The sequence below is a fragment of the Paraburkholderia polaris genome, assembly GCF_012927345.1.
In the GTDB taxonomy this organism is placed as follows: Bacteria; Pseudomonadota; Gammaproteobacteria; order Burkholderiales; family Burkholderiaceae; genus Paraburkholderia; species Paraburkholderia polaris.
The window spans coordinates 235,289-253,817 of record NZ_JABBGJ010000005.1 but is presented as its reverse complement, the minus strand read 5'-3'; the positions used below and the strand labels follow the sequence as shown (position 1 = coordinate 253,817).

Annotated in this window: 16 protein-coding genes; 5 read left to right on the top strand and 11 right to left on the bottom strand. The window is 61.8% G+C overall.

Features of this window, described 5'->3' with window-relative positions:
* Nucleotides 1-105: 105 nt before the first annotated feature.
* From HHL24_RS06460 to HHL24_RS06435, 6 genes are all read right to left on the bottom strand, one after another.
* Nucleotides 106-1,275 carry a porin gene (locus HHL24_RS06460; RefSeq protein WP_169484667.1) on the bottom strand — a complete coding sequence of 390 codons (1,170 nt, stop codon included), beginning with the start codon at nucleotides 1,273-1,275 and terminating at the stop codon, nucleotides 106-108.
* Between the two features lie 399 nt (nucleotides 1,276-1,674).
* Nucleotides 1,675-3,111 carry an amidase gene (locus HHL24_RS06455; protein WP_169484666.1) on the bottom strand — a complete coding sequence of 479 codons (1,437 nt, stop codon included), beginning with the start codon at nucleotides 3,109-3,111 and terminating at the stop codon, nucleotides 1,675-1,677.
* A 155-nt stretch (nucleotides 3,112-3,266) separates the two neighbouring features.
* Nucleotides 3,267-4,304 carry an extracellular solute-binding protein gene (locus tag HHL24_RS06450; RefSeq protein ID WP_169484665.1) on the bottom strand — a complete coding sequence of 346 codons (1,038 nt, stop codon included), beginning with the start codon at nucleotides 4,302-4,304 and terminating at the stop codon, nucleotides 3,267-3,269.
* Between the two features lie 50 nt (nucleotides 4,305-4,354).
* Entirely contained in the window at nucleotides 4,355-5,170 is an 816-nt protein-coding gene (locus HHL24_RS06445) for an ABC transporter permease (RefSeq protein ID WP_169484664.1), read from the bottom strand.
* Nucleotides 5,167-6,120: an ABC transporter permease gene (locus HHL24_RS06440; protein WP_169484663.1), complete on the bottom strand. Its 954-nt coding sequence runs from the start codon at nucleotides 6,118-6,120 to the stop codon at nucleotides 5,167-5,169. The genes HHL24_RS06445 and HHL24_RS06440 overlap by 4 nt, the downstream gene beginning before the upstream one ends.
* Nucleotide 6,121: 1 nt before the next feature.
* The gene (locus tag HHL24_RS06435) at nucleotides 6,122-7,342 is read right to left on the bottom strand and encodes an ABC transporter ATP-binding protein (protein ID WP_206002736.1); all 1,221 of its coding nucleotides are present in this window, start codon (nucleotides 7,340-7,342) and stop codon (nucleotides 6,122-6,124) included.
* Nucleotides 7,343-7,482: 140 nt separating this feature from the next.
* Between HHL24_RS06435 and HHL24_RS06430 the strand changes: the two genes are divergently transcribed.
* Nucleotides 7,483-9,072: an IclR family transcriptional regulator gene (locus HHL24_RS06430; protein WP_169484662.1), complete on the top strand. Its 1,590-nt coding sequence runs from the start codon at nucleotides 7,483-7,485 to the stop codon at nucleotides 9,070-9,072.
* Between the two features lie 505 nt (nucleotides 9,073-9,577).
* On the opposite strand, the gene HHL24_RS45010 is transcribed toward HHL24_RS06430, so the two are convergent.
* Complete coding sequence (locus HHL24_RS45010; RefSeq protein ID WP_407947484.1) at nucleotides 9,578-9,892, bottom strand: hypothetical protein; 315 nt, start codon at nucleotides 9,890-9,892, stop codon at nucleotides 9,578-9,580.
* Here HHL24_RS45010 and HHL24_RS45005 point away from each other — a divergent pair.
* The 4 genes from HHL24_RS45005 to HHL24_RS06410 all read left to right on the top strand — a co-directional run bounded on the left by HHL24_RS45005 (nucleotide 9,782) and on the right by HHL24_RS06410 (nucleotide 13,688).
* Nucleotides 9,782-10,039, top strand: a complete 258-nt coding sequence (locus HHL24_RS45005) for a hypothetical protein (protein ID WP_407947480.1) — start codon at nucleotides 9,782-9,784, stop codon at nucleotides 10,037-10,039. The genes HHL24_RS45010 and HHL24_RS45005 overlap by 111 nt on opposite strands.
* 760 nt (nucleotides 10,040-10,799) lie before the next feature.
* Nucleotides 10,800-11,447, top strand: coding sequence for a PadR family transcriptional regulator (locus HHL24_RS45000; RefSeq protein ID WP_407947479.1), 648 nt, complete (start codon nucleotides 10,800-10,802; stop codon nucleotides 11,445-11,447).
* A gap of 82 nt (nucleotides 11,448-11,529) precedes the next feature.
* The gene (locus HHL24_RS06415) at nucleotides 11,530-12,354 is read left to right on the top strand and encodes a siderophore-interacting protein (protein ID WP_169484659.1); all 825 of its coding nucleotides are present in this window, start codon (nucleotides 11,530-11,532) and stop codon (nucleotides 12,352-12,354) included.
* A gap of 77 nt (nucleotides 12,355-12,431) precedes the next feature.
* Nucleotides 12,432-13,688 (top strand): MFS transporter, encoded by a 1,257-nt coding sequence (locus tag HHL24_RS06410; RefSeq protein WP_169484658.1) that lies wholly within the window; start codon nucleotides 12,432-12,434, stop codon nucleotides 13,686-13,688.
* Between the two features lie 316 nt (nucleotides 13,689-14,004).
* Here HHL24_RS06410 and HHL24_RS06405 read toward each other — a convergent pair whose 3' ends face one another.
* From HHL24_RS06405 to HHL24_RS06390, 4 genes are all read right to left on the bottom strand, one after another.
* A complete protein-coding gene (locus tag HHL24_RS06405; RefSeq protein WP_169484657.1) occupies nucleotides 14,005-15,144 on the bottom strand; it encodes an enoyl-CoA hydratase/isomerase family protein in 1,140 nt (379 codons plus the stop codon).
* Complete coding sequence (locus tag HHL24_RS06400; protein WP_169484656.1) at nucleotides 15,141-15,977, bottom strand: enoyl-CoA hydratase; 837 nt, start codon at nucleotides 15,975-15,977, stop codon at nucleotides 15,141-15,143. The genes HHL24_RS06405 and HHL24_RS06400 overlap by 4 nt, the downstream gene beginning before the upstream one ends.
* Nucleotides 15,974-16,879: a 3-hydroxyisobutyrate dehydrogenase gene (gene mmsB / locus HHL24_RS06395; protein WP_169484655.1), complete on the bottom strand. Its 906-nt coding sequence runs from the start codon at nucleotides 16,877-16,879 to the stop codon at nucleotides 15,974-15,976. Before mmsB ends, HHL24_RS06400 begins: the two co-directional genes overlap by 4 nt.
* 125 nt (nucleotides 16,880-17,004) lie before the next feature.
* Complete coding sequence (locus HHL24_RS06390; RefSeq protein ID WP_169484654.1) at nucleotides 17,005-18,522, bottom strand: CoA-acylating methylmalonate-semialdehyde dehydrogenase; 1,518 nt, start codon at nucleotides 18,520-18,522, stop codon at nucleotides 17,005-17,007.
* Between the last annotated feature and the right edge of the window lie 7 nt (nucleotides 18,523-18,529).

Genomic DNA, 18,529 nt, shown 5'->3' with positions numbered 1-18,529 from the left:
GCCGGGTAGTACCCTGTCCCATTGCCACCGTCCACAGAAAATAGCTCACCATCACTGAGACGGGTGTCAAATTCCGTCTGGGTGAGTCCCCGTCCCCTGGCTCGCTCAGAACTTGTGACGTATGCCAATGCGAGCCATGAATTGCTTGCTGGTCGATGAAGGGCCAGCAGCGTCCGGATTTTCGGCAAACTCAAGTCCCGTACCGGCTATGCCTGAATCACTCGCCACCTTGACGTACGAACCCTGCGCATAGACGTCGGTCCGCTTCGACAGGTTGTAGTCGGCCATCAAGCCGAACTGGTGATACTTGGCCTTTGCGCTGCCACCGGGCGTGCCGTCGAACGTCGCCTGCGTGTAGGTGTACATGCCGCCGACATAGAACGCCGGCGTGAACTGGTACTTGGCATTCACCTCATAGTTGTCGAACTTGAGCGACGATGCTGCCCCGAGTGTCGGGCTTGCGGCGAAGTTCGCGTATTGGGTCGCTGTCGGCTGGGACAGGTTTGTGTTCGTATACGCGAAGCCCAAAGTTGCGGAGGCGATTGTGTACGCAATGCCCGCACCGAAGACGCGTTGACGATTGGCGGTCCAACTGCCGTCCGGGTTGCCATTCGGGCCAATGGCCACGGCACCGGCTGTGCCCGCATTGGGGCTATCGACGTTCATATAGGCGGCGGCGAGGCTCACCGGGCCATTGCTGTACTGTGTGCCGACGCTGACCGCACGGTTGGCTGCGAAATGGGTCAAGTTGCTGAAAGCATACGCGCCCCCAAACGAGAAACCGCTGTAGTCGACGCTCGTGTACTTGACCGCATTGTTGAGGCGGAAGGTATTGTCAGTGTTGTCGTTATCGTAGGGGTGCGAGAACATTCCACCGCCCCAGTTCCCGTTGGCCGTCATCGGCGCCAGATAGTCGACGACAGAGTCATATTGACGACCGACGGTCACCGTGCCGAGCGTCGCGCTGGACATACCGACATAAGCCTGGCGGCCGAACCCGGCACCCTCTTGAGCCAGCTTGCCGGTGTTGACGTCGAAACCCGATTCCAGCTTGAACACCGCCTTCAGGCCGCCACCCAGGTCTTCCACGCCTTTCAGGCCCCACCGGGTACCCTGCGCATCGCCGCTCGACAGCGCGTAGAGTTTCTTGCCGCCGACATTGTTCGTATAGTCCAGACCTTCGTCGATTAAGCCAAATAGCGTCACACTGCTTTGCGCATGCGCGACGCCGGCAAATGCACTCAACACACCTACTGCAAGAAGCGTCTTTTTCATATCACACCTACTGCAAGAAGCGTCTTTTTCATATCGATCTCCAAAGTTTCACCTGATCCACTCGGATATCGCACAACCGGGTGGACCTCATTTGCGACTTCTGATTTTTATGTACGACCAGGGAGCGCGATTCAACGAACTTACGCACGTCGCCGGCAACGCAACTCATACCGGCTCATCAAGATCGCGTTCGAAAATCCCTCATTATCACTATGCATTCCTAATTATATGAACTGGATGAACATGCAAGCACGAAAAGGCGCGGGAACGGCTCATCGCCGCCGATGGCGCTCCCGCTCCTTTCTAACTCCAGCTAACAGCCGAACATCGACCTGATCATCACGCCATGTGCCAACGTACGCTTTTGAACGTCATGTCGTGCGCCTGTTTTTCGAAAAATCAGGCGTGAGTAAGCATCAGCGAATCCAGTTCGCGCTCGTGGGTGGCCCACTTGCCAATGATCGCTTCGATCGCCGACGCGACCGACAACAACGCCGCTTCGCCGCGTGGCCGGCCTGCAATCTGGATCCCCACCGGCATGCCATCACTGGTCATGCCGCAGGGAATTGCGATCACCGGCAGGCCCAGCAAGGTCAGTCCATAGGTGATCGAGAGCCAATCGATGTACGTGCTGAACTGCCGGCCCGCTGCACTCTTCACGTAGGTCTGCTCGACCGGAAAGGCCGGAACGATCGAGGCCGGGCAAATCACGACCTCGTACTCGTCGAGCAACGCGCTCATCTCGTGGAACAATGCGCCGCGCGTGCGCCGCGCTTCGGCAATCGACGGGCCATCGAGAGACAGACCATACTCGATGTTTCCGATCACATTGGCATTGAGCAAACCGCGATGTTCGGCCAGCACGTCGGCCAGCCCGGTCGCGTAGGACACGCCGCGCAGCACATGAAATGCACGGCCGCCCGACGACAGGTCAACCCGCGGTTGATCGACTGCGATGCCGTCTTGAGCGAGGCGTTCCATAGCGCCAGCACAAATCTCACGGATTTCGGGTTCCGCCTCGGCGATGCCGAGTCCTGGGCTATACGCCACCCGTGCCGGCTTGCGGGGGCGCAGCGCATGATCGAGGAACGGCGTAGCCGGAGTCGACAACGAAAGCGGCGCACGACGATCAGCACCGCACATCGCGTCGAGCAGCAGGGCGGCGTCCGCCACGTTGCGCGCCATCGGCCCCTCGACCGCCAGTGTGTCGAAGGGGTCGCGTGCCGGCCCGGATGCCACGCGGCCGGGTGTCGGCCGTAACCCGACGACGCCGCAGAATGCGGCCGGTGTGCGCAGCGAGCCAGCCAGATCAGAGCCGTGCGCGACCCAGGCGGTGCCCGAGGCCAGCGCAGCCGCGGCGCCACCGGACGAACCGCCGGCCGAGCGAGACAGATTCCACGGATTACGTGTCAATCCCAGAACATCGTTGTACGTATGGCCACCCGCACCGAATTCCGGCGAGTTGGATTTCGCATAGATGATGGCGCCGTTCGCTTCGAGATGCGCGGGGGTCACGTCCGTCGTAGTTGGCACGAAGTTCTCGTACACCCGCGAGCCGTACGTCGTGCGCACTCCTTCGACAGCCGCGAGATCCTTGATCGGTACGGGAAGTCCGCATAACACCCCGCGCTCGGCGACCGGCTTGCGCAGCAGTGCCTCGGCATGCTCATGCGCGCGCTCCCAGCACAGCGTCGGCAATGCGTTGACATGCCGTTCGACACGGCCCACCCGCGCGGCCAGGGTGTCGAGCAGATCGTGCGGACTGACTGCTTCGCGACGCAGCATGTCGACCACCTCGCAGGCAGATCGTTCGAAAAGGGCGGAATCGACGGTCATGGTTGATCACTTGCTCCATAAAATTCGCAAAGAGAGGAAGGCGCCGCTAACGGGCACCGCAGCTTCCGGACAGCGTGCATGCTTGCGGCCTCCGCGCGACAACGCGCACGGAGCCAACGCTGTGCTGTGCTGTGTTGTTGGTAAGACCCAATGTCTTACTTGAGGAGGTCCGTCCAGACGCGGTCGTGCAAGCGGATCGCCGCGGTCGAGCAGGTCTGCTTGAACACCAGCTTGGCGCCTGCCGGCGGCGTCAGTTCCGGGGCCCGCTTCACGTCGTCGGCGACAAATGCATTGGAGCCGTCGACTGCGTTCTGGTACTTCAGGAAGTTCGTATTCGTCGCCGCCGCCTTGGGCGTGAGCAGAAACGCGATGAACTTCTTTGCATTGTCGATATCGGGCGCGCCCTTCGGCACCACGATGTTGTCGACCCATGCAAGCGAACCTTCCTTCGGGTACGCATAGCGGATCGAGTGTTTGAGATCGGACGCACGCTGCGCCGTGCCGCTCCAGATCGCCGACATCGCAATTTCGCCAGAGACCATCGATTCGCGAATCGCACCGGCCTTCGAGCTGTACGTCTTCACGAATGGTTTCTGTTGCTTGAGCACGTCCAGCACTTTCTGCATCTGTTTCGGATCTTCGCTGCACGCCGGCACGCCCGCCTCGATCGCTGCCAGAGAGATGGCATCGTCCGCCGAGTCGAACATATTGATCTTGCCTTGCAGCGGCGCCGGCGGATTGAACAGCAATTTCAGCGTGTTGATGTCACCGCTATATACGCTGGTATCGACGGCAAAGTTCATCGTGCCCCACAGATAAGGAACCGAATATTCGCCGGTCGGATCCCATTGCGGCTTGCGAAAGCGTGCGGTGATGTTGCCGTAGCCGGGGATATTTGCTGCATCGATTTTGTCGATCAGGCCCTCGCGCACGAACACCGGGATCATCGCCTGGTTGGTCACGGCGATGTCATAACCTGCCCCGCCCTGCTTGAGCTTCGCCAGCAGCGTCTCTTCGGAATCGTAGTTGTCGATGTTGACCTTGATGCCGCTCTGTTGCTGGAACTGGGCAATCAGGTCCGGCGCGATATAGCCGGACCAGATATACAGATTCAAGGTGCCTGCTGCATGGGCAGCGATCGACGGGGCAACGCACGCGAGAACGAAGCCGGTGGTGCTCAGGAATTTCTTCATGACTTCTCCGTTGGGTTTGATATCTTGACGTGTGTAAAGTGTGTGAAGGACTACGAACGCTTGCGGCCGCCCTTGCCGATCATGTGCGCAGCAACGACAAGTGCCACCGAGATCACGAGAATAATGGTCGATGCGGCGTTGACATCGGGGGTGACGCCCATGCGCATCAGGCTGAAAATGAAAATCGGCAAGGTCGTCGAACCGGCCTGCGCGACGAGCACTGAAATGATGAAGTTATCGAGTGAGACGACGAAGGCGAGCATCAGACCCGACATGATGCCCGGCATCAACAGCGGCAGCGTCACATAGCGCAACGTGGCCCATTCGCGTGCATAGAGATCCATCGCTGCCTGTTCGAGGCGTGTATCCATCCCTTGAAGACGCGCGCGGATCGGCAGGTATGCGAACGGAATACAGAACACCGTGTGCGCGATGATCAGGTTGCCCGCGCCGAGCGAGAGTCCGATCGCGCTAAAGAATCCCAATGTGGCCACGCCGACAACGATCTCAGGCAGCACGAGCGGCAGCATGATGAGCCGCTCGGACATCGCGGTGGTGCGCGTGCGCTGCCGGCGTGCGATGGCAAGCGCGGCCATGGTCGCGAGCAGCGTCGAGAGCGACGCCGATGACAGCGCGATCACAAGGCTGTTCTGGGCCGTATCGCGCAACGCCGCATTCTGGAACACCACCTCATACCATTTCAGGCTGAACGACTTCCAGACAGTGGCCGACGTACTGCCGTTGAACGACAGGACCACGAGCGCGACGATCGGTGCATACAGGTACAGGTAAAACGCCCCGGTAATCGCGCCAAAGCCGCTGAAATGGTTGGCGCTGAATACGGCTGGCCGTCGAAGGAAACTCATTGCGGCCTCCGTGCACGAGATGCGGTAAGACTGGACCGGACTAGCGTAATCAACGCTGCGGCCGTGACGATGGCAATCAGCAGCACCACGGCGAACACCGAACCGAACGGCCAATCGCGCGCCTCGGTGAACTGCCGGTAGATGAGATTGCCGAGCATCAGCTTCTTGCCGCCGCCTAGCAGTTCGGGAGCGATCATCGCGCCGAGGCAGGGAATGAATGTCAGCATGCAGCCAGCGATGATGCCCGGCGCCGCCGCCGGCAACACGACGCGCAGCAGCGCCTGAGTTTTCGTCGCGTACAGGTCGTGCGCGGCCTCGATCAGGCGTATGTCCATCTTCTCGACGCTCGAGTAGATCGGCAGCACCATGAACGGCGCGTAGGTATAGACAAGGCCCACCAGCACCGCGCCATCGGTGTAGAGCATGGCCATCGGATGGTGAATGATCCCGAGCGCCTGTAGCACGCCATTGACTACACCCGTATCACGCAGCAGCAGGATCCACGCATAGGTGCGCACCAGCAGGTTGGTCCAGAACGGAATGGTGATCCACAGGATCAGCCGGTTACGCCGGGCAGCGGGCTGCAACGCGATATACACCGCGACCGGAAAACCGACCAGCATGGTGATCATCGTCGTCATGCCGGCAACCGCAATCGAACGCAATGCGATCATCAGATACGCGTCGGTAAAGCTCAGGCTATCGTCGAGATTGCGCTCGAATAGCAACTGGACGTACGCGTCGAGGCTGAATTTGTGCAGCACGCCGCCGTAGCCATTCGCCTCCATGAACGAATAGGCGACCACCAGCAGTAGTGGCGCGACGAGAAACAGCGCGATCATCAGCGGCGCCGGCAGCAAACTGGCGAGTTGCAAGCGCCGTTCACGGCGCTCCAGCGGTCCGGGCTCGGCAATCAGCGGGATCGATTGAGGAAGGTCTGATTGCAGCATCTCAGTCCCTCAGCAGGTTGACGGCGTTCACGGCGACGTCGAGCCAGACCGGCTGGCCGACTTGCGGACGATGGGCGACGCGGCCGGCAGTCATATCGCGAACCACGATGCGCTGCCCGTTGCCGAGCCGCACGTGACACGCCGTGTCGGTCCCGAGATAAACCGTCGCGGCAATCTCGCCTTTGATACGCGGACCGACCGATACCGATCCCGTGGCGAACGAAAGCCGCTCTGGCCGGATCGCCACCGTGACCGCATCGCCTACTGCGTAACCGTCCTGCTGATCCGTGACGAAGTCGGCAACCTCCGGCACCGCGACCCGCACAAAACCGGCGCCGCATTCCGCAATACGGCCGGCCAGCATGTTGTTTTCGCCGATGAAGTCGGCGACGAAACGGGTGGCAGGCCGGTCATAAATGTCTTCAGGTGTGCCAATCTGTTGCACGAGGCCTTCCGACATCACCGCAATGCGATCGCTCATCGCCAACGCCTCTTCCTGATCGTGCGTGACAAAGACAAACGTGATGCCGGTCCTTTCCTGCAAGCTCTTGAGCTCGAGCCGCATCGCCTGGCGCAACTTCAGATCGAGCGCGGACAGCGGTTCGTCGAGCAGCAGCACGCGCGGCTGCGGCGCGAGCGCCCGGGCCAGCGCGATGCGTTGCTGTTGCCCGCCCGAAAGCTGGTTGGCGCGACGATCGGCGAACTTTTCCATCTTGACAAGCGCTAGCATGTCGGCGACGCGCTGCCTGACCTCCGCCGAGCTGCGCTTGAGCATGCGCAGGCCGAACGCGATGTTCTGCGCCACCGTCATGTTCGGAAACAGCGCGTAGTGCTGAAACACCGTGTTGATCGGGCGGCGATACGGCGGCAACGCATGAACAGGTTCACCGGCCAGCAGGATTTCGCCCGACGAAGGCTGCTCGAACCCGGCAAGGAGGCGCAACAACGTCGTCTTGCCGCAACCGGACGGCCCCAGCAGCGTAAAGAACTCGTTGTCGTTGATCGACACCGACACACCCTTTAATGCGTGGGCAACGCCCGACGCGTCGCCCGGATAAATCTTGTGAGCGGCGCGCACGTCGATAATGGGCGTGCCATGCAGATTGGACGTGCTTGCCGCACCGGCAGCCGGCGCCGCGTCGCTGCTGGCGTGGGCGCCGCCGATGGTCCGCGCGATTTGTCGCGCGGGCGGTTCGTTGACCCTGTTGATGGACGTCGACACTGTGTTGCTCCTTGGCTTTGCTGTGAACACTTGACGCTTTACCGCAATGCGATTATTGTTACTGATATTCGATTGACGCAATCATTATTCGACCAAAAGTCGATGTCAATCGATTTTTGCCGCCCCTGGAGGAACCCCTAATGAGTGAAGACCATCGTTCTCAGATCGCCGCGCTCGACAAAGCGCTGACGGTGCTTGAGGCGTTTGGCCCTGCGGCGCCGGATCTGCGCATTACCGAAATTGCCGCCCTGACAGGCATGAACCGCAGCAGCGCGCAACGCATCGCGCATACCCTCGTGCGCTGCGGGTATCTGCACCGCGATGAGGTGTCGTCGGCGCTGTCGCTGACGTACCGGAGCGCGTGCATCGCACACACCTTTATCAGCACGAATCACCTGATCGATCTGGCCATGCCCGCGCTGGTCGATCTGAGCGCACGCACGCATCTGCGCGCGGACTTGTGGGTGATGCAGGGAGCGGACATCGTCAACCTCGCGCGCGTGCCGTCCGCAGCCGATTCACGCGAGATGGCGCCGATCGGCGAACGCTTGCCGGCGCTCGCTTCCGCGCCCGGACGCGCGATGCTGTCGCACCTGCCTGCCGAGGTCCAGGTTGAGCGGATCGCGGAGTTGGCGGGGATTTCCGATCCTGGCCTGACGCCCGATGAGCAGGCCGCCTGCGAACGCACGCTGGCAGACGCAACTGCGCGAGGTTATGTCCTCGAAGCCGGCAGCAGCGTCAACGACTTAACGACGATCAGCGCCGCCGTGCTCGACGCGAGCGGTGAGTGTCTTGCCGCCGTATCGGTATCCGGATGGCTCGGCGAAGTGAGCGAGGACGATCTGGCAAGCCAGTTTGTGCAGCCCGTGCTGGCCACCGCACGCGCGCTCTCCAATCTCAGGATCCAGACGTGGTCGCGCACGGTATCGCGCCCTGCCGAGGGCAAGGACGCGCTGGCAGCCCCCAAAGAAGACGAAGACGATCCGTTGCTCATCGCGTCGGTCGCGCGCGGTTTCCGGGTCCTTGAAGCGTTCACGCCCGCCAACTCGGTACCTACGCTGACCGCCCTGCACCGCTTGACCGGACTTCCGATAGCAACCGTCCAGCGAATCGTCGACACGCTGATGGCACGTGGCTACGTCGAGAAAGATGCACGGCACAAAACCTTCCGGCTGACCGTGAAGACGCTCGACATGCTGTTCAATTTTCAGATGAGCAACCGCATCATCAAGACGGTATGGCCACGTCTGGTTCAGCTCCGTGACGATTGTGGGCTGCGTTGCTCGTTCTGTATGTCTGCGGAAGCAGACATCGTGCACTTGCTGCATGTACAGAGCCATCCACACGCCGATTTCCACACCGCCTTCATTGGCGAACGGCTGCCTGTGCTCAGTACATCGGGTGGGCTCGCGATTCTTTCAACGCTGGACGATGATCGACTCGATGCAGTCATTGCGAACAGTGCGCCCAAGGCCATCACCCCGTTCACGATCACCGACAAGAGCGCTCTGCGCCGGATCATCACTACAGCTCGCGAAAAGGGTTATGCCTTCACCGACCAGCAATCGATCATGTTCGAAGTCAATGTCGCCGCGCCGATCGTCAAAGCCGATGGTCAGGTGCTTGGTGCAATGGTGGTGTCCGCTCCGAAGCGGGACTGGACTGTTGCGCGCCTGGAAGACGAGATTGTGCCTCGCTTGATGGCTTACACGCGCTCGATGTTTTCCTGAGAAGCAAAGTTCACCGATTGGCGACACGAGCGGCGAGGCGACGATGAGCCAGCCGTTCGTCGAGCGTACGATGGCGCCCAGTTCGAAGCCGACAGTCCGGCTATGCCTGGTCAACCGGGCTTCGTCGCGAAAGCGCTCGCGCGCGTGCTTCACGTATGCGAGTTCGGGGATTTCTGCCTTTGCAGCCGGGTACCTGCGCAACGGTCACCGGGGTTACTTCAGCGGGCCCGAGATACGGGCATGCGATCAGAATAAGATCAGCGCGTACGTGATTCTCCGTCACTGAGCCTGCGGCTCGTGCAGCAGAAGTAGCTTCGTTTTCAGCTCGTCGAGCACGTGTGGCGCACTTATCCCAAGCACTTCGTCGTGCGGACCAGCTGCTCGCGGCACCACGTCGGCCAGTGCAGGTAGTCGTCATCCAGTGCCAGCCACGCAGCTGGTTTCCTGCGCAAACACCCTGCTTCCCGCGAACGATGCAGCGGCACCCGCCGCAACCGGCGTCTGGTTAGTGACCCTCGAACCGCCGCGCGCCGGCGCCCCCAATGTCAATTGGGCCGCCAGCACCGCCGGCGGATGGCTCGCGCGGGCGGGCCGCTTCGTCAATCCGTAGATGGTCACGAACACCCTCGGGGTGGCCGACGATGCCCATGCGGTGATCCTCTTCCTGCGCGATCGCGCCAGCCGCTCGCCGCACACGCGGCGCGCCTATCTGGCTGACCTGCGACGGCTGATCGCCTGGTGCGAGCGCGAGCGGCTCGGGCCGCTGTCGGACTTGACGCGCCACGACCTGCTCGCGTACCGCCCTAGCGGATGCAAACAATGCAGGCTCCTAAGCGGTCCCCCGACACGACGCTCCCTCTGCATTCGATCAACGTCGATCAAAACTCGACAATCGGCCCCATTGGATCCGCTAGAGCAATCACGCACGAAGGACATCAGGCCGTTCGCTACCTCAGATTCATCCTGATGAAGACGTGGAATCGCAATCGCGCTTCGACCCAGATGCGATCACGCGTGAGCGACAGCGCCCGAGGTTACGCGTTGAAAGACATCCGATTAACCCAAGGCACCGTATCGACTACCACCCCATTAATGGTTTGCCGATGGACTGCCGGGAACCCGCCCTATTTTCAGGCGATAAAGCGCGATTAAGCGTCGGAAAAATGCTGCATCGCAATGCGCTTTTCGGACTTCCCGCAGACCTTGTTGTCGCCGAACGCGGCGGTTTCATAGGCTGCAGACTTTGTTGCGTGCCCATACGAGGCAAAAATAGGTTTGACAAACTATCTTTAGATATATATCTTACGACACATCTTAAGACACAAATGGGAGTACCCAGCATGCGTCATCAACATCGCTTTTCCCGCTCGCGTGGCGCGGACGAAGGTTTCTTCTCTGGGCATGACCGCCCGTCTTTGCATGCGCTTTGGCATGCGTTCGCCCGTCACTATGAGCGCGGCGGCGAGTTCCGCGGCGAGCGCGGCGGCGAACAACGCGGCGAACGCTTCGAACGCCGTCATGGCGGCCGTGGCGACTGGCACGAGTTTCATGGCAACGAACGCGGCCACGGTGGCCGACACGAGTTTCACGGCGACGAGCGCGGCCACGGCGACCGACGCGAGCTTCACGGCAACGAACGCGGCCATGGCAACCGTAGTGAACGCCGCAGCTTCGGCCACGACCACCGCTTTGGCCATCACGGGCACGACCGCTTCTCGCTTCACGCACTGTGGCACGTGATCGGCCGTCATCACGAGCATCGCGGTGGTGGTCGCGGCGGACGCTTCGGCGGCGGTGGCCCGGGCGGCTTCGGTGGCGACGGCGACGGTTTTCCGCGCGGCCGCAAATTCAGCTCTGACGATCTGCAATTGCTGCTGCTCTCGATGATCGACGCACAGCCGAGCCACGGTTACGAGCTAATCAAAGCGCTCGAAACGCGCTCGAATGGCTTCTATAGCCCGAGTCCCGGCATGGTCTATCCGGCGCTCACGTATCTGGAAGAACTCGGCTACGTGACTGTGCAGCTCGAAGGCAACCGCAAGCGTTACGAACTGTCGCAAGCGGGCCGCGAGTACCTGGCCACTAACCGCGACCGCGTCGAACTGATGCTCGCCAAACTGACGCATATCGCCCGCAAGATGGATTCCGTGCGCCGCGCGTTTGCCGGCGAGGAGCCGGCCGACATCAGCGAAGGCGGCTGGCTGCCGGAACTGAGCGAAGCGCGCCGCGCGCTGAAGCATGCGCTCCTGCGCCGTGACAACGTGCCGGCTGCCGAACAGCGCCGCATCGCCGCGATCCTGATGCGCGCGGCAAATGAAATCGAAGGCGAAGGCAATCCCGGTCCCGTCGAAGGCAGCAGCGAACCGACCGCTTGAGATTGCGCTATCCGACACTCGCGTTCGAAGCTGCCCATGCGCACCTTCGAACGCCAATCAAACCAACAGGAGTGACACCCTTATGCTGACAAATGACAACCGGGCCGATCTGGCAGTCCATCGCGTGCGGCATCCGCTGAAGTTCCGTCTGGTGCAGGTCAAACAGGTACACGCGCTGACCCCGCATCTGATTCGCGTCACCTTCACGGGCGACGATCTGTATGACTTCGTCTCCGCTTCGTTCGACGATCACATCAAAGTGTTCTTCCCCGAACCCGGCGCCGACAAACCCGCGTTGCCGGAAGCCGGCCCCGACGGTCCCGTGTTTCCCGCAGGCCAGCGGCCGACGGCTCGCGATTTCACACCACGCCGCTTCGACGCTGACGCGCGCGAACTGGACATCGAGTTCGCCATGCACGAGGCCGGCCCGGCTGCAACGTGGGCAGCGCAAGCCAAAGTGGGCCAGTATCTCGGCATTGGCGGCCCGCGCGGCTCGCTGGTGATACCGACCGGCTTCGACTGGCATCTGCTGATCGGCGACGATACGGCGTTGCCGGCCATTGCCCGCCGCCTTGAAGAATTGCCCGCCGGCACACGCGTCGCGGCGGTGATCGAAGTGGCCGATCTGTCGGCACAGATCGAATTCGCGACGCAGGCCGAACTGCATATCGTCTGGCGCCATCGCAGCGAATCGGGCTATCGCGGCGAGGCCTTGCTGCAAGCGGTACGCGAAATCTACTTGCCTGAAGACGGTGAAGGCTACGTGTGGGCCGCCGGCGAATCCTCGACGATGCGTGCGGTGCGCTACCACCTGTGCACCGAACGTGGCGTCGACAAGTCGCGCATTCGCGCGGCCAGCTACTGGAAACAGGGTGCCGAAGCGGTACACGAATCGCTCGACGATTGACTGTCCGCAGCATTCGCGCAATGAACTGCGCGAGTCCTGCAAACGGCGTGCGTCGAACAAAAACAAGGAATTGACCGATGTATTCAATTAGCACAAAGCACGAGCGCCGATTGCTGTGGCTGCTTGCGCTGACGCAGTTCACCATCATCATGGACTTCATGGTGATGATGCCGCTTGGCCCGCAGATCATGCACTCGTTCAGCATCACACCAGCCGCGTTTGCCACGGCCGTGTCCGCGTATTCGTGGTGTTCGGGGCTGTCGGGGTTATTCGCGGCGACCTATATCGACCGCTTCGACCGGCGTCGTCTGTTGCTGACCGTTTATGCGCTGTTCGCGCTGTCGAACCTGGCGTGCGCATTGGCGAGCAGCTTTCCCCTTCTGCTTGCTGCGCGCGCTTTTGCGGGCATTACGGGTGGCGTGTTGGGCTCGGTGATCATGGCGATCGTCGGCGACGTGATTCCGGTGCAACGCCGCGGCGCCGCGACCGGCACGATCATGACGGCCTTTTCATTGGCCGCGATAGCCGGCGTGCCGGCTGGCGTGATGCTAGGCGCGCACTTCAACTGGGCCGCGCCGTTCTATTTGCTGGTGGTGCTGTCGCTGCTCGTCTGGGTGGCCGGATGGCAACTCGTCCCTTCGCTGGCCGAGCATTTGAGCCGCCGCCAGCCGGCGCTTGGCGACGTGCTACCTGATTTGTGGCGGTTGTTGAGCAACCCGCGGCATATGAATGCGTTTGCGCTGACTTTCATGATGATGGTCGCGCACATGTTGGTGATCCCCTTTATCTCGCCGGTATTGGTCGCCAATCATGGCGTAGCCCCGGCGCAGTTGTCGTGGCTGTATATGGCGGGTGGCGCGGCAACGTTCTTCACATCACGCCGGGTGGGCAGACTTGCCGATCGGTTCGGCACGCGGCGCGTATTCCGGATTTTGGCGGTACTTTCGTTTCTGCCCGTCCTGTTTGTGACGCATCTGCCGGATCTGCCGTTCTACGCACTGGTACTGTTTTTCCCATTTTTCATGGTGTTGTTGTCAGGGCGGATGGTGCCGATGCAGGCCTTGCTGACAACCGTACCCGAGCCTGCCCGCCGCGGCGCTTTTCTCAGCGCGAATAGCGCGCTGCAGGCCTTGGGCACGGGGTGTGGCGCGTGGATTGGCGGCTTGATGCTGAGCAGTTCACCGACCGGACAGATCATGGGATATGGGATGGTCGGATGGGTAGCAGTCGCCATCGCGCTAATCGGAGTGCTCTGGGTTTCCCGGGTTCACGGGGCGCAAAACACGATGCCACCAACAGGCGTATTGCGGGGTGACACAGTCGGAGAAGGTTGATGTCATAAGCACGCCGACGCATCTCCAGAAACACCGCGTCGGCGCGCGCAGCGCCGCCGGAAGTATGACGCCCTTGTCACTAGCGCATGCAGGTGCACGAACACAGACTCTACGGGGCCACTACCACTTGCAAGCCACGATGCCCACTTAGCATGAGCGGTTTGAGCCGCTTTCTTTGCTTATCTTTCTTTGCGGCGGCGGCAAAGAAAGTAAGTGCCGCCCCGCACAGGGGCAACGCTAATAGACCACGAACAAATCAAGGAAACCCCAACACCGCAGACAACCAAAAGAACAAGCACCACCTACATCACCATCCCTAAGCCCCCAAACCAACCAGCGGATGCGCTTCCAACCTCCACGGCGAAGCCAAAAAATGCCGGACTCGTTCCGGCCGCACCTCCGAGAGCGTCGCGGGCGCCCACCGACTCTTGCGATCCTTATCGATCAACTGCGCCCTCACGCCTTCGCAGAAATCACCTTCCTCGATCACCCGCTTGACGATGCCGAGTTCCATCCGGAAACACTCCGCCAAGCTCATCTGCCGCCCGCGCAATAGCGCCTCACGCGTGACATACAGCATCGTAGGCGAGTGCCCAACCATCGCGTCATAAGCAGACTGCAGCCACTGCTTTACCTCACGCGCGGGCTCGCGCTCCAGATCGTGCCGCAAAGTCGCGACGATCCGCTCGATGCTCGAACGCCGATCGAAATGCCTCAGAATCAACTGGGTAAACGACCCCAACGCAGCATGCGGAATAATATTGCACGGTGGCTCGAACACCCCGCGCAATGCGGCCATCAAGTCACCCGCATGCGACATGCGCTGCAGGCGCTCTTCGAAGGTGACAAGCCAGTCCACCGGCACGCACAGATCCGCCAGTTGCAGCCGCAGCGCATCGGCGCCAGATAACGTCACGCCGGTGAGGCCAACATACAGTTCAACCTCCGCCGGCATCACGCTCAGGAAACGCGTCGCGCCGACGTCGGGCAGAAAGCCGATGCGCGTCTCCGGCATCGCGATCTTGCTGCGCTCCGTGACGATGCGCAGCCGCGCCGCCTGGCCGAGCCCCATGCCGCCGCCCATCGAGATACCGTCGAGCAAGGCGACCACCGGTTTGGGAAACGTGTGCAGCGCGTAGTCGAGCCGGTATTCGTCAACGAAAAACGCGAGCCACCGGCTGTCGCCATTCTTCGCGAGCCGGTGCACCTCGCGCACGTCGCCGCCGGCGCAAAACCCCTTCGCGCCCGCGCCTTTCAGCACGAGGGCAACGATGCCGTCATCGGTACGGCAATGCTCGACCAGTACGGCGAGTTCGCGCACCATGGCGTGCGATAACGCATTGAGGGCGGCCGGCCGGTTCAGCGTGATGATCGCCACACGATTGACGACGCGAAACAGAATCTCGCGCTCCACTTCTACGCTTGTATCGAGTGCGACGCTCTGCACGGCGCTCATCGATGGGTCTCCTGCTCGACGTTTGCGACCTGGTCAGCGCTCCCCACGTGTCCAGCCTGCGTCACCTGCCAGCGTGGCGCGCGTTTCTCGAGAAACGCATTGACGCCTTCGCGCTGATCGGCGCCGTCGAACAGATCGATAAAGCGTTCCCGCTCCACCGCCAATGCCGCCGCGCGCGGCACGCCGTTGCGGCCCTGGTGAATTAGCGTCTTGCTAAAGCCGACCGCTTGCGGGCTCAATGTCGCGACACGCGCCGCCATGGTCAGCGCGGCCTCGCGAGCGGCGCCCTTTTCCACCACTTCTTCGACCAGACCGATACGCAATGCGGTCGCCGCATCGACGCGTTCACCGGTCAGGATCATCCGTTTGGCCCAGCCTTCGCCGAGCAGCCACGGCAACGTCTGCGTGCCGCAGCCGCATGGCAGCAAACCCACCGCCGTTTCGGGCAAAGCCATCAACGCGTGCTGCTCGGCGATCCGGATGTCGCAGGCCAGCGCGCATTCGAGTCCGCCGCCCATTGCATAACCGTTGATCGCCGCAATCACCACCGGCCGCGCGTTCTGCAAGGTCTCGAACGCTGCACCGAAACGCGTCGCCGCCGTGCGCGCAACCTCGCGATTGCCGTCGGCGAACGTGTTCAGGTCGGCTCCCGCGCTGAAGAACTTGGGGCCGTCACCCGTGATCACGATGGCCCGCACGCGGGCTTCGCCATTCAGACGCTCGACAGTCTGCTGCAACAGTAGCAAGCCGTCCGGCGTGAACGCGTTCGCAGGCGGCCGCTTGAGCGTCAGCAGCGCGACGGCGCCGTCGTGTGCGTAGTCTAGGTCGATCATGACGCGTCTCCGTCCTTGCCGTCTTTGCGATAGAGCTTGATCACCGCCGAGAAGTCCAGACGTCCCGCGCCCTTCGTGCTCATCGCCTGATAAAGCTGTTGAGCCAATGCGCCGAGATACACCGGTTGACGCGCGAATTTTGCGGCGTCGGTGGCGAGGCCCAGGTCCTTGAGCATCAGATCGGTGCCAAAGCCACCGGTATAACCGCGCGTCGACGGTGCGGTTTCAATCACGCCGGGCATCGGGTTATACGTGTCCGAACTCCAGCAGCGGCCCGTCGAGGTATTGATGATGCCGCCCAGCACTTTGGCGTCGATGCCGAGCGCTTCGCCCAGCGACATCGCCTCGGCCACGCCCGCCATCGTGATGCCGAGCACGAGGTTGTTGCAGATCTTCGCTGCCTGGCCGGTGCCGGTGTCGCCGCAATGCACGATGTTCTTGCCCATCGCCGACAACACCGGCTTGACCTGCTCATACGCGCTCACGCTGCCGCCGACCATGAACGTCAGCGTGCCTGCCGCCGCGCCGCCGGTTCCGCCCGAGACGGGCGCGTCGACGAAAGCATTGCCGTGTTGCGCAGCCAGTTCGGCGAACGCCTTCACGCTTGCCGGGTCGATGGTGCTCGAATCGATGATCGTCACGCCTTTGGAGATGCCGGCGAACACGCCGTCGTCCGCTGTCAGTACGCTGCGCACGTGCGCGGCTGCGGGCAGCATCGTGATCACACATTCGACGTCGGTCACTGCGGCTTTCGGCGAACCTGCCGCTTTCGCCCCCGCATCGACGAGTGTCTGCACAGCTTGCGCGTTGAGGTCGAATACATTGACCGCGTGGCCCGCCTTGAGCAGGTTGAGCGCCATCGGCGCGCCCATGTTGCCGAGTCCGATAAAGCCGATTTTCATGGTGTTGTCTCCTGTCGATGGGAGTTGGCGCTTTAGCGCTTACTCCCATCCCATGCAAAGCTGTCGATGGGAGTTGGCGCTTTAGCGCTTACTCCCATCCCATGCAAAGCAATAGACCTGTGAGCTCAGCGCAGGCTGATGGTCGTGTTGACGCCGTCGTTGACGGTGTCGTCGTCGAACCAGCGGGCAGTGACGGTTTTGGTCTGCGTGTAGAACTGCACAACCTGTTTGCCGTACGGCCCGAGGTCGCCGAGTTTCGAGCCGCGCGAGCCGGTAAAGCTGAAGGACGGCACCGGCACCGGAATCGGAATGTTGATGCCGACCTGGCCGATATCGATCTCGCTCTGGAATTTGCGCGCCGCCGCGCCGCTTTGCGTGAAAAGGCCCACGCCGTTACCGAACGGATTGCGGTTGACGAGCGCGATCGCGTCATCGAGCGTCGCGGCATTCAGCACCACCAGCACCGGGCCGAAGATTTCCTGGCGGTAGATCTCCATCTCGGTGGTGACATCGGTGAAGACCGTCGGGCCGATGAAGTTGCCTTGCTCGTAGCCCGGAACCTTCACGTCGCGGCCGTCGAGCGCCAGCGTTGCGGCCTCTTTCACGCCCGTTTCGATCAGGCCGAGAATGCGTTGCTTCGCGGCGCGTGAGACCACCGGGCCAATATCCGTATTCGGCTCGTTGCCCGCGTTGACCTTCAGCGTCTTCGCCTTTGCGACCAGATCGGGCAACCATTGCTGCGCTGCGCCGACCAGCACGACCACCGAGGTCGCCATGCAACGCTGCCCCGCTGCGCCAAAACCCGCACCCGCCAACGCATTCAAGGTCTGCTCGCGATTCGCATCGGGCAGCACCACCGCATGATTCTTCGCGCCCATCATCGATTGCACGCGCTTGCCGTGTTCGCTGCCGAGGCGATAAACATGCGTGCCGACCGCCGTCGAGCCGACGAACGAAATCGCTTTCACCAGATCGTGTGTGCAGAGCGCATCGACCACGTCCTTGCCGCCGTGCACCACATTCAGCACGCCTTTCGGCACACCGGCTTCGAGCGCCAGTTCGACCAGTTGCATGGTCGACAGCGGATCCTGCTCGGAAGGCTTCAGCACGAATGTATTGCCGCAGACGATCGCCATCGGGAACATCCACAGGGGGATCATCGCGGGGAAGTTGAACGGAGTGATGCCGGCGCATACGCCGATCGGTTGACGCAACGTGTAAGTATCCACGCCGCCCGCCACATTCTCGGCGAATTCGCCCTGCTGCAAGGTGCCGATCGAGCAGGCGTGCTCGACCACTTCGAGCCCGCGGAAGATATCGCCTTCCGCGTCGGGAATCGTCTTGCCCTGCTCGGCGCTCAAGGTCTTGGCGATGCGCGGCGAATGCTCGCGAATCAGCGCCTGGAACTTCAGCATGATGCGCATGCGCGCGCCGATCGGCGTGTTCTTCCAGGTGGCAAAGGCGGCGTGTGCCGAGCGGATCGCTTCATTCACTTCATCGGCGGTGGCGAACGGCACGCGTGCAAGCACCTCTTGCGTAGCCGGGTTGACGATGTCGCGCCATTCGGTGGTTTTGGATTCGACGAACTCGCCGTTGATCAGCAGTTTGACGGTGATGGCATTGTTCGAAGCAATTGCGCTCATGCTGGAA